The sequence below is a fragment of the Pseudoalteromonas sp. G5_S1_54_S4 genome, from assembly GCF_054968565.1.
The window spans coordinates 36,286-53,521 of record NZ_JBQKUL010000001.1; the positions used below are offsets into that span (position 1 = coordinate 36,286).

Sequence of the window (17,236 nt, forward strand, 5' to 3'; positions counted from 1 at the left end):
CACAGCAACAATAATAAGTGAGATAAGCATGAAAAAAATGCTGCAAACAGCACTCGCGTTATCGGTTTCATTGGCATTAGGCCACGCACACGCAGAGCAAACGGATGAAAAAAAATGGCAAGTTGATTCACCTAAAGGGCAATTTGTTGATGCATCTATTAGTGTAGAGCAAGGCACATGGATGAATGTCGATATAAGTCCTGACGGAGAAACCTTAGTATTTGATTTACTGGGCGATATTTACACCATGCCAATGAGTGGTGGTAAAGCGACTAAAATAACCTCAGACATTGCATGGCAAATGCAGCCGCGCTTTAGCCCAGATGGCAAGCACATTGCTTTTACATCAGATCAAGGCGGTGGTGACAATATTTGGATAATGGATGTTAACGGCGAAAACCAAACCGCCGTCACTGACGAAACATTTAGATTACTCAATAGCCCTGCGTGGAGCCCTGATGGCGATTATTTAGTTGCACGTAAGCATTTTACCGCCAGTCGCTCGCTAGGTGCGGGTGAAGTTTGGCTTTATCACAAAGCCGGCGGTAAAGGGGTGCAACTGACTAAACGTGAAAACGATCAAAAAGATTTAGGTGAACCCATGTTTTCACCGGATGGTCGGTATGTTTATTTTTCGCATGATGCAACCCCGGGTAAAACTTTTCATTATTCAAAAGACTCTGTTGCCGGTATTTATAAAATTAAGCGTTATGACCGTGAAACAGGCGACATAGAAACCATTATAAGTGGCATGGGCGGGGCAATAAGACCGACGCCGTCGCCAGATGGTAAAAAACTAGCGTACATAAAGCGTGATGACTTTCAAACCAGCCTGTACTTATATGATTTAACCAGTGGTGAGCATACTAAGCTATACGACAAACTAGAGCGCGATATGCAAGAAACGTGGGCGATTCATGGCGTATATCCGACTATTGCGTGGACCCCAGATAACGAAGAGCTGGTATTTTGGGCTGGTGGCACCCTTCATAAACTCAATGTCGATGATAAATCAGTTAGCGATATTGCATTTAAAGTAGACACCACGAAAAAAATTCAAAAAGCAGTGCGTTTTACTCAAAATATCGACACTGATGAGTTTGATGTAAAAATGCTGCGTAATGTGCAAATTAGCCCTGATGGTGAAACCGCACTTTTTGAAGCGCTTGGTTATATTTACAAGCGCGATTTAGAATCAGGAAAAATAAAGCGCTTAACTAAGCAAACCGATCATTATGAGTTATTCCCGCAGTATTCTCGTGATGGCAAAAACATTGTCTACACAACGTGGGATGATAACGAACAAGGCACCGTGCGTGTCGTCTCTGCACGTAGTGGTCGTGGCGACACTATTACACAAGAGCCGGGAAAATACGTAGAGCCAACATTTAGTCCAGATGGCAAAACCGTGGTGTATCGTAAAGCCAGCGGCGGCAGCATTTTAAACCCTAAGTGGTCACTGCATCCTGGGGTATACAGTGTTAGTGCTAAAGGCGGAAAAAGTGAGCTCATTTCTAAAAGTGGCTATCAACCTCAGTTTGGCAGTGCCAACGATCGTGTTTATATTATGAGCCCATGGCCTAAACCAACGTTGAGTGTGGTAGCGCTTGAAAGTAAAAAAGTACGTAAACTGTATGAGTCAGAGCACGCCACTGAATTTAGAGTCTCTCCAGATGGTGAGTATTTAGCTTTTGCTGAGCGCTTTAAAGTATTTGTTACTCCATTTGTAGAGCGCGGCAAAACGATAAATATTGGGCCCAAAGACAGTCAATTTCCAATTGAGCAGCTATCTGTACGCGCCGGTGAAAACATTAGCTGGAGTGCAAACAGCAATAAACTGTATTGGACACTGGGGCCTGAGCTTTACCATGCCAGTTTAGAGGGGATGTTTGCGATTAATAAAGCGGATGATAAAGACGTTAAAGTAAAAAGCGGGACTAACATCGGCTTTAGTAAAAAAATGGCTGAACCGCAGGGCATGATTGCATTAACTGGCGCTAAAATTATTACCATGGAGGGTGAAAAGGTCATTGAAAATGGCGTTATTGTTACCGATGGCAAACATATCAAAGCCATTGGCACTGCTGCTGATGTGAGCATTCCTAAGGGAGCAAAGGTCATTGATGTAACAGGTAAAACAATTATGCCAGGCATTGTAGATGCCCATGCTCATGGCTCACAAGCCAGTGATGAAATTATCCCGCAGCAAAATTGGAAAAACTTAGCAGGTCTTGCGCTGGGTGTTACTACTATTCACGACCCATCAAACGATACCACTGAAATATTTACCGCGAGTGAAATGCAAAAAGCGGGGATGATCGTTGGTCCGCGTATTTTCTCTACCGGTACTATTTTATACGGTGCGAATATGCCTGGGTATACCTCGCATATTGACTCATTAGATGATGCTAAATTTCATTTAGAGCGTCTTAAAAAAGTGGGTGCGTTTAGTGTTAAATCCTATAACCAACCGCGCAGAGAGCAGCGTCAGCAAGTTATAGAAGCAGGGCGAATGCTTGAAATGATGGTAGTCCCTGAAGGGGGGTCATTATTACAACATAACTTGAGCATGGTAGTCGATGGTCATACAGGTATTGAACATTCAATTCCTGTTGAACATATTTATGACGATATTAAGCAGCTATGGTCACAAAGTGATGTAGGTTACACACCTACATTGGTGGTTGCCTATGGCGGTATTTGGGGTGAAAACTACTGGTATGATAAAACGGACGTATGGAATCATCCACGTTTAAGTAAATTTGTGCCTAAAAACCAATTATTACCGCGCTCAATGCGCCGAGTTAAAGCACCCGATCATCACTATAATCACTTTAACAATGCTCGCGTAGCGGCTGAGTTACAAGATTTAGGTGTACTTGTTAATTTGGGTGCGCATGGCCAACGTGAGGGGTTAGGTGCGCATTGGGAAATGTGGATGTTTGCCCAAGGCGGCATGACGTCACTGGAAGCAATTAGAGCATCTACACTCGATCCGGCAAAATATTTAGGCCTAGATAAAAATGTGGGTTCATTAGAGGTCGGTAAACTGGCAGATTTAATGGTTATTGATGGCGACCCACTGAAAAACATTCGTGATTCAGACAAAATTGATTACACCATGATCAACGGCCGTTTGTTCGACGCAGCTACCATGAACGAAGTAGGCAAAAAACAGCGTGAACCATTATTTTTTGAATAATGCAGCCATTTTTTAGTCAATAAGCGGCTATTTAGCCGCTTTTTTAATACTGTATTTACCTATTTAACCAACCGCTACTATCGCTTTTAAAATATTATCACTAGGTGGAGTCACTGTTACATCATGCATCACCCTTGCTCTACATATATAACCTTCCTTTAGAATAAGTAAGTGTTGCGTGGCTTCAATTGCTTTTTCTCTATTGTGAGCAAATTCAGGCGTTTCTAAAAGAGCTGATAGTATGATCTCAAAGTTCGCTTGCTTGTGCTGTTTGCAAAGTTTGGCAATAGGCTCGTTCTCTACAGGGTACTCAGCTGCAGTATTAATAAAAAAACAGCCATTAAAACACCCTAACTCTGAAACCTCATTATTAATCCACTTTTTCAGTCCAGCAAAAATTGCTTGCGCGACTAATATAGCACTAGGTTGTATACATATTTTTTTAAGCCAAGCGTTAAAGCAGATGTCACGTGCGACTAAACAAGCACAAATAAGCGCGTCTTTGCTTTCAAAGTGCTTATATAAGGTTTTTTCTGCAATGCCCGATACAGCTAAAATTTCATTAATACCAACAGCGTGTATACCCTTTTTATAAAAAAGACTCAGTGCCGTACTGATTATTTGTTGTTGTTTATCCATGATATTCCAAATTTGAGCAGGTAATATGCATAGTGAGCAAATAAAGTCGGTATTAATCGCAGGTGTTTTTTCTACTTTTGTTTTGGGGTTTTTGGCGTGGCTAAATTATATGGGTGATTACGGTATTTGGTTAATGGCGCCATTCGGCGCAACAGCTGTACTTGTTTTTAGTGTACCGCAGAGCCCGTTAGCTATGCCAAAAAAGTAATAGGGGGACATATGCTGACCGCAATGATTGGGGTTGTTTTTAGCTGATAGTGCGATTATGGTTGGGCTGGCTTTGGGTATTGCTATAACATTAATGATAATCACAAAAACTATTCACCCTGTTGCCGGCGCAACCCTATCTTAATTATTGAGTCTGGCCAAAGTTGGGATTTTTTAATAATGCCAGTACTGGCAGGAACTGTATTTATAGTTTTGTCTGGCTTTGTTGCGAGGTAGTTTATTCAATACTTGATGGATAATAAATATAAAAAAACCGCTTAACGCGGTTTCTTTTATACAAACACTCAGCTGATCAAACAACACCGCGAGGTAGGCGGCAATCGTGATCTTTGCGAGCAAGCTCAACTATCCAAAGCTCTTCTGCTGTGTAGCCTTCTTCGTTTTGTGTGATCACGGTGAAAGGCGCTTTTTTCTGTGCTTTTACAGGAGCAGCTTTTTTAGTTTTTTTAGCAGGTGCTTTTACTGCAGCTTTTTTTGTAGACTTACCAGAGCTTAATTCTTTAGTCAGCTCTGCTACATCAGCTAGGCGCATGTTCTTGCCGCCATCAATGCTATACCAGCCAGGTTTAGTTGTTATTTCAGGTTTTTTACCGTTGGCAGCTTCATATGCAGCTTCAAAGGCAGATAACACTTCTGTTTTGTCTAGTTTGCTCATCAGAGACCCAATACGTTGTTTACACAGATAAAGAAGAGGTATTTATACCTATTTTAGAACTGTTTTTCAATTTTTTGCGATTTTCCTTTCATTTTTAGCGCATAACCGCCAAAATTTGTACAAAATTCAGTGCAAAGTAAGGTAAGTAGTATGCAACGTAGAGAATTTAATCAATTATTAAACACCCTGTTAAAGCCAGAAACCATTAACGATTTTTGTCCAAACGGGCTTCAGGTAGAAGGTAAAGATGAGATACGCACCATAGTAACGGGTGTAACGGCAAGCCAAGCACTTATTGATGCCGCGATTGAAAATAATGCCGATGCCATTTTGGTACACCATGGCTATTTTTGGAAAGGCGAGTCACAACCTATCACTGGCATGAAAAAACGTCGTGTGGCTGCGCTTTTAGCTAACGACATCAATTTATTTGCCTATCATTTGCCGTTAGATATTCACCCTGAAATGGGTAATAACGCACAGCTGGCGCAATTGCTCGATATTGAAATTGAAGCAGGCCTTGAGCCAACTAACAACAGTGTAGCGATGAGAGGGCGTTTAAAAACGCCGCTAACGGGCAGTGAATTTGCTAAAAAAATAAGCCAAGTGCTTAAGCGCGAGCCACTAACGAGTTTAGTACGTACTGATAAAATTGAAACCATCGCTTTGTGTACTGGTGGCGGGCAAGGGTATATCGACTTAGCAGCCGAGCATGGTATTGATGCTTACATAACCGGTGAGGCATCAGAGCAAACCATACACAGCTCACGCGAGCAAAATATCGACTTTTTTGCCGCAGGTCATCACGCCACCGAGCGCTACGGTATAAAAGCATTAGGCGAATATCTTGCTAAGCAACATGGCTTTGACGTGACATTTATTGACATAGACAATCCTGTGTAAACACCTAGCTTAAAAGTAATTTTATTTTGAGCCCCTAAACCACCTACTTCAGTAGGTGGTTATCATCAAATAGGCTTTGCCTGTAAAAAGTACTCATGTTAATTCCTTAGTTGATTTTTAGCGAAGTCACAAAAGGAAAAAACATGAGTAGATACGAGAAAGCATCGCATGTGTATTGGCGATGTCAATATCATATAGTTTGGACACCTAAGTATAGATTTAGGCTCCTTAAAAATAAAATAGGTAGGGATGTCTACAGGTGCATTCAGGTTTATTGCGAACAGCTTGGGTGCAAAGTTGTTGAGCTGAATGTACAAATAGCTCACGTACACTTAGTAGTAAAAGTGCCGCCAAAACTGTCAATTTCAAAGTTAATGGGCGCATTGAAAGGTAAAATAGCGTTAAAAATGTTTAGTACATATCCGTACTTAAGAAAGAACAAGCTATGGGGTAATCATTTTTGGCAGCGAGGATACTTTGTTGATACGGTAGGCATAAACGAAGAAATAATACGAAGATATGTCAGGCATCAGCAGAAGGAGGAGAGACAAGAGCAAGCTCAGTTAACTCTGGAGTAAACAGCGCCCCCTTTTAGGGGGCTAATTCAAAGCCACCTTCTTTAGAAGGTGGATCTTTTACAAATAACCTACTTGTAACGTATTTAGGGTAGGTTATTTAAAATATAGCGTTCTAAATAGCTAATTTAGCAAACTATGGTAAGTCAGTATGTTGATTTTTTATATACCCGCATACCCTTTTATCCTTTTTGTGAGTTAATTATTTTTGGCTTTATACATCCAAAAAATTGAATAAACGTAATAGGTATCAACTTACGCTCAAAGCCACGATTACATCCATTCTTATATTGCAAAAAACACAGATCTTTCGCTGTACTTACCTCGTTTAAATTACAATGTTACTTTGCTTGCTACTAAGGTAGTTACTTTAAAGGAATGAAATGGAAGGGGTATTAGCTTTAATTGAGCAGTACGGGTTGTTGGTTTATCTGTTATTTTTTGGTTATTGTGCGTTAAAAAGTGGTTGGCTACCTTTGTTCGCAGGCTATGCTGCACATACTGGCGCACTAGATGTTGGTTTTGTTGCTTTGGCTGCTTTTATGGGTGGCTACTTGGGCGATGAATTACGCTTTGCTATAGCAAGAGCGTATGGCGCGGCATCGCTTGAAAAACCAGGCCGCCTTGGTCGATTATTTAAAACAGCCAGTGAGCTTGCTGAACGCCATGGCACAGCCTACATTTTTTTATATCGTTATCCTAAAGGATTACGCACGATTGGTGCCCTTCCCGTAGGGCTTAAAGCAATTAGTTGGCGCCGTTTTAGTGTGTTAAATGGATGCTCTGCACTGCTATGGGTTATTGTTTTAGTCGGTGGAGGCTACATTTTCGGTGCTACTTTTGATGCTTTAAGTGTTGAGAATTTAACAGCACTAAGTCTGCTACTTCTTTGCGTATTTTTAGTGACACTGTACCGGCTTTGGAATAAAACAGCTGAGGTTAAAACCCTCTAAGAATAACAAAACACCCAACGCTACTATAAACGAATATTCAGTTTGATTTTTTCATAACCCCCTGTGTAAAACGCAGATAATTGCGGTTTTTTAGGGGGAATTTACCCAGCGTAATAAGCGTTAACTTAATTAAAGTGCTTCAGGGTTAATTGTACGGCGTACATTTATCCACGCATTGCCAATAACTTCATGAGTATACTGGGTGACTACTAGTAGTGCTTTTGCATTGGGTATGAGTTGTTTATACCAAGGGAAAGCGGCAAAGTTGTGGTAGTCGGTTGCGGCAGGGATAACGTTAATGCCTTGCGCATTAAATAAATTTTTTGCTCTGGGCATATGGCTTACTGAGGTGACTAAAGCGACCTTGTAATCAACGAGTTTTGAGGCTAAAAGTTTTGCCTCTTGGGCGGTATCCATTGCGTTTGGATTTTGCACAATACGATTTTTATTAATACCTAAGCTAATTGCGGTTTTATACATTAACGCGCTGTTGGTGACTTTCTCATACCCCCCACCTGAAACAATCAGCTGCGCATGAGGATAAATGTTAGCAAGTCTCATTCCTTCCACCAAACGGGTTAACGCACAATTACCTAACTGACTGTTAGCACTCAATGCAGGGTTGGGGTTTATGTCACAGCCAAGCACCACAATTTTATCTAAATTGGGGTGTTTAAGATAATTAAATGCTAATGAGGTTGGTTGGCTATTTTTAATCAGTAAGTTGACCACCAAAGGGGTGCTGGCAATAAGCAGGGTTGCTAGGCTCATTAAAGATATAGCGATTGCGACTTTTCGTTGTTTGAGCGCAAAAATGAGTAATATTAGGCTTACTAAGCCCAACAAAGGTAACGGCATGAGCAAGCCGCCCAGTATTTTTTTTAGTTCAAACATAGTGAGCAACATGATTAAGTATATTTATTAGCATGTTACTCATAAGTTTAAGATTTATCGACCGTTATTTAATTTACAGGTGTTTAAAAAGTGACGATAAACTGGATTGTCTTTCATATCTTTTTTCATCGCTAAGTACATTGGACGAGTTAAACCAAGCGCGCCCAGTGGAATTGACTTAATTAACCCTTGGCTTTCATACGGGGTTACTAACCAATCGGGTAAGGCGGCCACACCCATACCTGCACTGACTAATTGAAATATAAGTAAACCTTGATCAACCGTTTTTAGCGTGCCGTCAAAACGCGCATTTTGGATGAAATGCTTAAATATATCCTGGCGCTCACGCGGAATAGGGTAAGAAATAATAGTTTCGCTTTTCAAATCAAGCGCAGTTACATAGGCTTTTTTCGCTAAGTCGTGATCTGGTGCCACAATCAGTTTCAGCTTAAAGTCAAACAAATGGGCGTATTCGAGTTTGTCAGGGTCGCGAATATCTGATGTAAGCACGAGATCTAATTCATCATTTAATAAGTCTGGGATAGCGTCGTAACTAAAGCCACGCTCGTAATCAATTTTTATATCAGGCCAAAAGTTATTAAATTCTTTGATAGTAGGCAATAACCAATGAAAACAGGCGTGACATTCAACGCTTAAACGCAGCTGCGAAATAGGCTGGTTTAGGCTTTCTTTGAGTCGGCACTTGGTGGCTTCTAATTTAGGTAATATTTCGTGTGCTAATTCAAGTAATAACATACCTTGAGGTGTAAATCGGACTGGCTGAGTTTTACGCTCAAACAACTGGCAGTCTAATTTGCTTTCTAAATCTTTGATTTGATGTGATAAAGCTGACTGAGTTAAAAATAGTTCGCGGGCTGTATTGACGAGAGAACCCGTTTCTTTAAGGGTAGCAATTGTTTTTAAGTGTTTAATGTCAATCATCTTTAATAATTCTCAAGGGAAAAGTGAGTTTGGCTCAGATTGACTACATACTACGCCTTTACAAAAAACGTTTCAACGTCTAGATGGCTAAAATGATCTATTATTTACTAAAATATGCCCTTAAAGTTAAATTAACTAATGTGGGTACTTTAGTTGTTACTGGTTTGATGAGTTTGGCATGAGTTTAGCTCAAGTTGTATTGTTGGGTTATGCAGCGGCTATTAAAAGCGCGTTATGGGCAGGGCAGCTTAATAAATGGCACTGGTTTTTAAGAGGGATAAGTAATTATCACAACGGGCAATAACAGGTATGTTTTTAATGGGCTAAAGCTTAAAGAGCAACAACATGTTTTATTACTTCAAAACTAAGCGCTTAAATAAACGAATGGGTATTACGGGGCTTACTTTTTACACCTTTTTGGTTGTGAAAAAGTAAGCCTTTTGATAACAGCTACTACAGCGGTTTGTGGATAAGCTTAATGGCGTGTTGTGCTGTAACTGGTTTTGACTTTAAAAAGCCTTGCCCGTAATTACATTGGGTGGCTTGTAAAATACTTAGTTGCTCTTGGGTTTCGATTCCCTCAGCCACAACTTCAAAGTTTAGTGATTGCGCTAATGAGAGAATGGCCTCTACTAATGGGTTATTGGTTTTGTTGAGGTGATCGATAAAGCTTTTATCTATTTTTAAAATATGAATAGGTAATTGGTGTAAGTAACCAAGTGCTGAGTATCCAGTACCAAAGTCATCTAAGCATAACTTTACTTTAAGTGGGGCTAGCCCTTCTATTATTTGAGTTGCTAAATCAAGGTTAGCAATAAGCCCTGATTCAGTGATTTCTAAACACAACGACCCTAAAGGCAGTTGGTATTTATTATATAATGCGTGAACTTGGGCAACAAAGTCGAGGCTGGCAAAATGACGCGATGACACATTGACCGTTACTTTTAAAAAGCGATGCCCTAATGTGTGCCAGTGCGCAATATGTTGTGCAGCGAGGTCAAGCAAGTGCAAATCGAGGTTAATAATTTGCCCGGTGGTTTCGGCTATCGGAATAAATTCATTTGGTGGCACAAACCCTTTTTTGGGATGGTGCCATCTCACTAATGCCTCAAAGCCGACAACTTCGCTTGTCGCTATAGTAAAAATAGGTTGAAAATAAAGCTCAAATTCGTTGTGTTCAATGCCGTGTTGTAAGTCGTTTTCTATATCGGCATGTGTTTTGAGCTTTTTACGCATGGTGTTATTAAAAAACTTAACTTGGCCACGCCCGCTTGATTTAGCTTCGTACATAGCGGCATCGGCTTGCTGTAATAGCAAATAGGCTTTATCGTCGCTGCTTTCACTAAAGGCGATGCCAATGCTGGTTGATGCTTGCAATAAATGACTATCCACATTAAGTGGCTTAGCAAGGGCTGTGTTTATTCGTTTTAACGCTTCGCTAACCTGGTTTCTGTGCGTGATGTTTTCCATAAAAATAGCAAATTCGTCGCCACCAAGGCGTGCAAACGTATCAGTATTTCTTACGGTGCCTTTTATTAGCTCACAAATTTTAATTAAAAAGTGATCGCCAACCTCATGGCCAAGCGAATCATTGATACTTTTAAATCGATCAAAATCTAAATAAAGCAAGGCATGGCTCGTGCCTTTTTTAACACGCGATAAACGCAAAATTGCATGTTTAATACGCTCAATAAGTAACGAGCGATTAGCTAGGCCTGTTAGCTCATCATGCAATGCTTTGTGTTCAAGCTCTTGCCTTGCAAGCTGCCTATCTATGGCCATACTAATTTGCCTACTTACGTAGGTTAAAAGGGCGCTGTCGTGTTCGTTGTAATGCAGCTTTTTATCGTAACTTTGAACAACAATTACACCGCTTATTCTATCATTTGCTTTAAAAGGCACACCTAGCCAGGATTCAGAAAGACGGCCAACAAGTTTAAAGTCGCCGTTATCTATATGTTGCTGATAATCGTTTTGATTTAATAGCAGTACACGGTCTGATTTTAGTAGGTAATACGAAGCTGTGTCTTTTAATTGCTCTTTTGATATTTTTTTGTGGGCGTGCGTTTGAATGCCTTCTTCAACGATGTAAACCAAATCGAGTATGTCTACTTGCTTATCGTAAAGGGCAATAAAAAAGTTATCTGCAGGAAGTAAGCTATTTATTATGCTGTGAAGAGACTCAAAAAAGGTATCTAGGTTACTGGCTTTATACGTTAAGTTAGCTATTTGCAGTAAGCTGTTTTCAAGCTTTTGCGCATCATTTAACTGTTTTACTGTGTGCTTTAAGCTATTGACCGTGTTTACTTGGTTTAGCTTAGCACTTAATAAATGTGCAACCGTGGTTAATATTTCTAGGTGGGCGTTTGTGAAGTAGTTTTTTATTGGATGTTCACAATCAATAACCCCTAAAACATGATCCTTGTATATAAGTGGCACGCACAACTCTGATTGAGCAGGGCGCTCATCAGCAATGTAGCGAGGGTCTTGTGTTACGTCGCCAATAATAATAGCTGTGCCTGTACGGGCAACATAACCGGTTATACCTTCGTTAAAGCCAATAACTTTGCGCTCTGCTTGGTATTCGTCCCTGGCGTGGGTTATGCCCATAGAAGCGACTTGATTTAGCTGTAAACGTGTTTCATCAGCCAGGTAAATAACACAATCAACAAACCCAAGGCGGTTTACTACTTGAGTGGTTACATACTCAAATAACTCTTCTAGGGTATCGAGCTGTAATAAGCTTGAGGAAAACTGATTTATTATGCTCAGCTGTTCAGTTTTAACTTCGAGCGCTTTATAGGTATCGATATGATTCGACATAGGGTAATTTTATTCTTTTTATTTATGTTAGCACTGGCAAGTTAACATAAATAAAAAGCATGTTCAAAATAAAACGCTTAAACGAGTGTAATCGTCGTTAAACTTAAACCCAATAGCATTTTGCAGCACTCATAGAAGGGAATAGTTTAGATAACACTTTACTAGATCTTTCCATATGCCTATGATCGGATAAATTCAGCCGTGGAAAAAAGTAATGAGCATTAATACCGATTCAAAAAACACATTAACCATAACTCGTCCTGATGATTGGCATGTCCATTTACGTGATGGTGAGCAACTTAAAGATACAGTACGTGATATTAGCCGCTACATGGGCCGCGCGATCATTATGCCAAACCTAGTACCGCCAGCCACGTGTACTAAAACCGCATTATCGTACCGAGAGCGCATTATGGCAGCGAAACCTCAAGGGCAGTTTGAGCCACTAATGGTACTTTATCTTACTGATAAAACGACACCAGAAGAGATAAAAAAGGCAAAAGCAACGGGTAAAATATTTGCAGCTAAATTGTACCCAGCGGGTGCAACCACAAATTCAGATTCTGGCGTAACATCGGTTAAAAATATTTATCCGGTGTTAAAAGCTATGCAAGAAGTTGGCATGCTGTTACTCGTCCATGGTGAAGTAACCGACTCGTCTATTGATATATTTGATCGTGAAAAAGTGTTTTTAGAGACTATTCTAGGCGATGTTGTCGCTGACTTCCCTGAGCTTAAAATTGTTCTTGAACACATAACAACGAAAGATGCGGTAGAATTTGTAGAAAGTACCTCTGATAACGTAGCCGCTACAATTACTGCGCATCATTTACTATACAACCGTAACCATATGTTAGCAGGGGGCATTCGCCCACATTATTATTGCTTACCTATATTAAAGCGAAACATTCATCAGCAAGCACTTATGGCGGCGGCAACGAGTGGCAATAAAAAATTCTTTTTAGGCACTGATTCAGCGCCACATTATAAAGATAAAAAAGAAGCTGCATGCGGTTGTGCAGGTGCTTACACTGCACATGCTGCTATTGAACTTTATGCTGAAGCTTTTGAAGAGGCTGGTGCGCTTGATAAGTTAGAGGGCTTTGCAAGCCATTTTGGTCCAGATTTTTATGGCTTAGCACGTAACACCGACACTATTACCTTAGAAAAATCGCCTTGGACAGTGCCGGCAAGCTACTCGCTAGGTGACTCTGAAGTAGTACCAATCAAAGCCGAGAGCGTTATTGACTGGCAAGTTAGATAGTAATATTTAAACACTAAACTTTAAACCACCTTAAATTCAAGGTGGTTTTTTATTTTAAGTGGCTAAAAAACATACTGATAAAAACTATTTTAAAGCAATTGTAATCTGTTTATAAAAAATACAATATTTTGCTTGTTATTTTCTATAAAAATTAAAAGGTTACACCGTAGTTAGTAAAACAATGAAACTTCAAAAATAAATCCTAATTAATAGAGCTAAAAAAATTTTAATGTGTTAATCTTAATTGGCTTTGAGTTTTTGCGTATTGAATTACGGTATTGTGCTGCGTTTAAGGTTACCGGTTTGGTTATTACTTCTTCCTGTACTATCACCTCCAGTTTTTTGGGCATTGACTCAGGGAGGATATTGCCATAATTATATGGCTGAATTTTAATTATTGACTTACAGGAAAATTTAGTATGTCGGTTACTGGTAAAGTAAAATTTTTCAACGAAGCTAAAGGCTTTGGTTTCATTGAACAAGAAAATGGTCCTGACGTGTTTGTACATTTCAGCGCAATCACTGGTTCTGGTTTTCGCACTCTTAGCGAAGGTCAAGCTGTGACTTTCAGCATCAAGCAAGGTCAAAAAGGCCCTGAAGCTGAGAACGTAGAAGTAGCATAATTTATTATGTGAACCTAAGTTCATCTTGGTGAAGCAGTTTTCTGTTTCACCATAATTCTTAAATAATTATCAACTCTATTTTTAATCTCTCTGTATTGCCTTTCATTTCTGATATCCGTTATTCATATTTTTAACTCCGATATACCAAATTAAACGTAAACCTTTATGGCTAGTCCGTTGTTGGCCAATGATCGCCTAGCGATTTAAATTTAGTCTACTGCTTGATGTAAGTTTAATTATATTGAGTTCATAAAAGTGCGTAAGATTGATATTTCTCCATGGAAAAATATAAAAAATCGGCAGGATATTAATGATCAGTAGAAACAAAAAAACACAGGTGTTAATAAAAATGATTCTTTGTAATCTATTTCCCCTCCTTTGTATTGCTTTTTAGATAATCGGCACGTCATTATTACTATGCGACGAATGCGCGAATAATAACGATTAGCTGTATTTTTAGCTTAAAAAGTCTCAAAAACCACTAAAAAAGAATATTCGGGAGAGAATATAAGCTTATTTTTAATTTTTTTTCAGCCACGATTAAGTTAATTTTAAATGTTATATTTTTGTTTACTTTAACTAGGTGGTTTATCATTATTCTTACTATATCTGGCTTTGCTGAAATTGCATTTGTCACGTTGGTTACGATAATGTTAATTTTTTTGTGTGAGCCCTTTAAATATCTTACAAACAAGCTGATTTATTTATAGGTTATGCGAAACATGAAGTTGACATGACTTAATGCATTTAGCATTATTGGTAAGTTGATATCTATTAAAAGATATCAGGGTTGTCTTCCCCTTACGGGTTGATAATTAAATTATAAAAGTAACATTACTTAATTGGTTGGGAACTATGTCTGTTAAAATCAGAAAGAGTCTTGTAGCAACTGCGTTGGTTGGCGCTTTTGCATTTGCAAGCAGCAATGTGATTGCAGATCCTTTGAATGACGTGCAAAAAGCAGGTCAAACAATTCAAAAGGCTGCGGTTAAGTCTCAAACTAAAATTGACAATGTATATGGTCAAACTCAGGAGCTAATCGCTGAGTACCGTAGCATCGTTGATGAGACTGAACTTATGAAAGTGTACAACGATCACGTAGCACGTTTGGTCGCAGACCAAAACGCGTCTATCGCATCGTTCGATCGTCAAATCGCGACTATCGATAACACTAAACAAAACGTTGTGCCTTTGATGTATCGCATGATCGATACGCTTGAGCAATTCATCAAAGCGGACGTTCCATTTAACCTTGAAACACGTCTTGGACGTGTTGAAAGGTTACGTGAGATCATGGCATCTGCATCTGTAACAACGTCTGAGAAGTTCCGTCAGGTACTTGAAGCGTACACTGTTGAAACAGCATACAGTTCAGCTGTAACTGCTTCTCAAGGTACTTTAGATGTTGATGGTCGTAGCATTAACGTTGATATCGGTCGTTTAGGTCGTATCACTTATGTAGCGCAATCATTCGATCTAAAACACGCTTGGGTGTGGGATAACAACACTAAACAGTGGAAAGAATTAGGTGAAGAATACCTAAAGCCTGTTAAAGAAGTGATCCGTATGGCGCGTAAGCAAGCGACACTAGAACTTGTTAAACTACCAATTTTTGGCGCGGAGTAATCAATAATGAAGAAACTATTTAAAGGTTTTGCTGTTGCAGCAGTACTGTCTGTTTCTGCCGGTACCGCGCTTAATGCACATGCAAATACTGATGCTTTAGATAAAATTCTTGAGCAAGTAAAGCAAGAGCGTATTTCTGAAGGGAAAATCAATAAGCAACGTGAACAAGAGTTCTTATCAGATCGTGCTGATAAGCAAGCGTTACTTAACAAAGCGAAAAGCCAATTAGCTGCTGAAAAAGCACGTGGTGATCGTCTTAGCAAAGAATATGCACAAAACGAAAATACTTTAGCGGAAAAAGAGCAAGCTCTTCAAAACGCGCAAGGTACGTTAGGTGAAATGTTTGGTGTTGTTCGTCGTGCAGCAGCTGACGCGATTGGTTCAATTGAAGCATCTTTAGTAAGTGCTGAAAAACCAGGTCGTGCTGAAGTACTTCGTTCATTAGCTGCGGCTAAAGAACTTCCAACAGTTCGTGAACTAGAAGAACTTTGGATTTCACTTCAAACAGAAATGACTGAGTCAGCTAAAGTTTCAACGTTTGAAACTGAAGTTGCAGGTCTTGACGGTAACCCGTCAATGAAAAAAGTAACACGTATCGGTAACTTCAACTTAGTTACAGACGATGGCTACTTAATCTACTCACCAGAGACTAAGTCTATACAGCCTCTAGGTAAGCAACCTGACAGCTATATCTTAAAAGGTATTTCTGATCTAGAAGGTACTTCAGCTGATAACTACGCTGGCGTATACGTGGATCCTACACGTGGTGCAATCTTACGTATCAACACGCAGAAGAAGTCTCTTATGGAGTACTACGAGCAAGGTGCTGAAGTTGGTTACATCATCACCGTATTGCTTGCTGTAGGTCTTTTAATCTTCTTAGTACGTTTCGTTGATTTAGCGCTTACTACTTCTAAGATCAAAGCTCAGCTTAAGAACTTGTCTACACCGAATACAAACAACCCATTGGGTCGTATTCTTAAAGTGTACTCTGACAACAAAAATCAAGATGTTGAAAACCTTGAGCTTAAACTTGATGAAGCGATTCTACGTGAAACGCCACGCATCGAAGCGGGTATTAACATCATCAAGATCCTTGCTGCTATCGCACCATTACTGGGTCTACTAGGTACGGTAATCGGTATGATCCTAACGTTCCAAACAATCACATTGTTCGGTACGGGCGATCCGAAGATCATGGCTGGTAACATCTCTCTAGCACTTGTAACTACAGCGCTAGGTCTAATTGCAGCACTACCACTTATCCTACTTCATTCAATTGTTGCAGGTCGTAGTAAGTCGGTACTACATATCCTTGATGAGCAAAGCGCGGGTATCATCGCGACTCACGCGGAGAAGGAGAAAGCCTAATGCTAGTCCTGATGGAGATCTGGGAATCTATCAGGGATTTTGTTGGCACAGGCGGCCAGGTTTTATACGTGGTCGCGATAGCACTCTTTCTTATGTGGGTTTTAATGATTGAGCGCTATTGGTTCTTACTTGCTGAGTTTCCTCGTTTAACGAAGGAAATTGTAGCTAAGTGGGATGCCCGCCAAGACACTACGTCTTGGTACGCACACAGAATCCGTGAAGCATGGATTTCTGAAGCGTCTGAAAAATTAGATCAGCGTATGTTGTTGATTAAAACATTAGTAGCTATATGTCCTTTAATAGGCTTACTTGGTACTGTTACGGGTATGATCGCGGTTTTTGAAACCATGGCAACCCAAGGTACAGGTAATGCACGTTTAATGGCATCAGGCATATCAATGGCAACAATCCCAACAATGGCTGGAATGGTTGCGGCACTATCTGGGGTATTCTTTAGCTCACGCCTTGAGGCAAGAGCGAGAATGGTGAAAGCCAAGCTTGTAGATAGTATGCCTCATCACTAGAGAGAGAATTAAAT

General features: G+C 39.9%; 15 protein-coding genes and 1 pseudogene. 11 read left to right on the forward strand and 5 right to left on the reverse strand.

Going from position 1 to position 17,236, the window contains the following annotated elements; translation table 11 throughout:
- The first annotated feature begins 28 nt into the window (after positions 1-28).
- Positions 29-3,202: an amidohydrolase family protein gene (locus ACTRWE_RS00165; RefSeq protein WP_462879289.1), complete on the forward strand. Its 3,174-nt coding sequence runs from the start codon at positions 29-31 to the stop codon at positions 3,200-3,202.
- 63 nt (positions 3,203-3,265) lie between these two features.
- Here ACTRWE_RS00165 and ACTRWE_RS00170 read toward each other — a convergent pair whose 3' ends face one another.
- Entirely contained in the window at positions 3,266-3,841 is a 576-nt protein-coding gene (locus ACTRWE_RS00170; protein ID WP_462879290.1) for a TetR/AcrR family transcriptional regulator, read from the reverse strand.
- Positions 3,842-3,866: 25 nt separating this feature from the next.
- Here ACTRWE_RS00170 and ACTRWE_RS00175 point away from each other — a divergent pair.
- Positions 3,867-4,193, forward strand: a pseudogene (locus ACTRWE_RS00175) (HPP family protein).
- Positions 4,194-4,361: 168 nt separating this feature from the next.
- Here ACTRWE_RS00175 and ACTRWE_RS00180 read toward each other — a convergent pair.
- On the reverse strand, positions 4,362-4,724 hold the full coding sequence (locus tag ACTRWE_RS00180) for a hypothetical protein (RefSeq protein WP_008114254.1): 363 nt from the start codon (positions 4,722-4,724) through the stop codon (positions 4,362-4,364).
- Positions 4,725-4,874: 150 nt separating this feature from the next.
- Between ACTRWE_RS00180 and ACTRWE_RS00185 the strand changes: the two genes are divergently transcribed.
- The 3 genes from ACTRWE_RS00185 to ACTRWE_RS00195 all read left to right on the forward strand — a co-directional run bounded on the left by ACTRWE_RS00185 (position 4,875) and on the right by ACTRWE_RS00195 (position 7,155).
- Positions 4,875-5,627 (forward strand): Nif3-like dinuclear metal center hexameric protein, encoded by a 753-nt coding sequence (locus tag ACTRWE_RS00185; RefSeq protein ID WP_036982289.1) that lies wholly within the window; start codon positions 4,875-4,877, stop codon positions 5,625-5,627.
- Between the two features lie 143 nt (positions 5,628-5,770).
- Positions 5,771-6,205 (forward strand): IS200/IS605 family transposase, encoded by a 435-nt coding sequence (tnpA, locus tag ACTRWE_RS00190; RefSeq protein ID WP_462879291.1) that lies wholly within the window; start codon positions 5,771-5,773, stop codon positions 6,203-6,205.
- Positions 6,206-6,585: 380 nt separating this feature from the next.
- Positions 6,586-7,155, forward strand: coding sequence for a DedA family protein (locus ACTRWE_RS00195; protein ID WP_462879292.1), 570 nt, complete (start codon positions 6,586-6,588; stop codon positions 7,153-7,155).
- A gap of 129 nt (positions 7,156-7,284) precedes the next feature.
- On the opposite strand, the gene ACTRWE_RS00200 is transcribed toward ACTRWE_RS00195, so the two are convergent.
- Together ACTRWE_RS00200 and ACTRWE_RS00205 are read right to left on the reverse strand one after the other, a co-directional pair.
- Complete coding sequence (locus tag ACTRWE_RS00200; RefSeq protein WP_462879293.1) at positions 7,285-8,049, reverse strand: YdcF family protein; 765 nt, start codon at positions 8,047-8,049, stop codon at positions 7,285-7,287.
- Positions 8,050-8,103: 54 nt separating this feature from the next.
- Entirely contained in the window at positions 8,104-8,991 is an 888-nt protein-coding gene (locus ACTRWE_RS00205) for a LysR family transcriptional regulator (protein ID WP_462879294.1), read from the reverse strand.
- A 178-nt stretch (positions 8,992-9,169) separates the two neighbouring features.
- On the opposite strand from ACTRWE_RS00205, the gene ACTRWE_RS00210 reads away from it, so the two are divergent.
- Positions 9,170-9,295, forward strand: coding sequence for a hypothetical protein (locus ACTRWE_RS00210; RefSeq protein ID WP_417671575.1), 126 nt, complete (start codon positions 9,170-9,172; stop codon positions 9,293-9,295).
- 149 nt (positions 9,296-9,444) lie between these two features.
- Here the strand turns inward: ACTRWE_RS00210 and ACTRWE_RS00215 are convergent, their stop codons facing one another.
- On the reverse strand, positions 9,445-11,814 hold the full coding sequence (locus tag ACTRWE_RS00215; protein ID WP_008114246.1) for a GGDEF domain-containing protein: 2,370 nt from the start codon (positions 11,812-11,814) through the stop codon (positions 9,445-9,447).
- Between the two features lie 214 nt (positions 11,815-12,028).
- On the opposite strand from ACTRWE_RS00215, the gene pyrC reads away from it, so the two are divergent.
- The 5 genes from pyrC (at position 12,029) to ACTRWE_RS00240 (ending at position 17,222) form a co-directional block, all read left to right on the forward strand.
- The gene (gene pyrC, locus ACTRWE_RS00220) at positions 12,029-13,078 is read left to right on the forward strand and encodes a dihydroorotase (protein ID WP_462879295.1); all 1,050 of its coding nucleotides are present in this window, start codon (positions 12,029-12,031) and stop codon (positions 13,076-13,078) included.
- A gap of 419 nt (positions 13,079-13,497) precedes the next feature.
- A complete protein-coding gene (locus ACTRWE_RS00225; RefSeq protein ID WP_004588138.1) occupies positions 13,498-13,701 on the forward strand; it encodes a cold-shock protein in 204 nt (67 codons plus the stop codon).
- A gap of 855 nt (positions 13,702-14,556) precedes the next feature.
- Complete coding sequence (locus ACTRWE_RS00230; protein WP_013465204.1) at positions 14,557-15,327, forward strand: DUF3450 domain-containing protein; 771 nt, start codon at positions 14,557-14,559, stop codon at positions 15,325-15,327.
- Positions 15,328-15,333: 6 nt separating this feature from the next.
- Positions 15,334-16,698: a MotA/TolQ/ExbB proton channel family protein gene (locus ACTRWE_RS00235; RefSeq protein WP_013465203.1), complete on the forward strand. Its 1,365-nt coding sequence runs from the start codon at positions 15,334-15,336 to the stop codon at positions 16,696-16,698.
- Positions 16,698-17,222: a MotA/TolQ/ExbB proton channel family protein gene (locus ACTRWE_RS00240; RefSeq protein WP_008109346.1), complete on the forward strand. Its 525-nt coding sequence runs from the start codon at positions 16,698-16,700 to the stop codon at positions 17,220-17,222. Before ACTRWE_RS00235 ends, ACTRWE_RS00240 begins: the two co-directional genes overlap by 1 nt.
- Positions 17,223-17,236 lie beyond the last annotated feature (14 nt).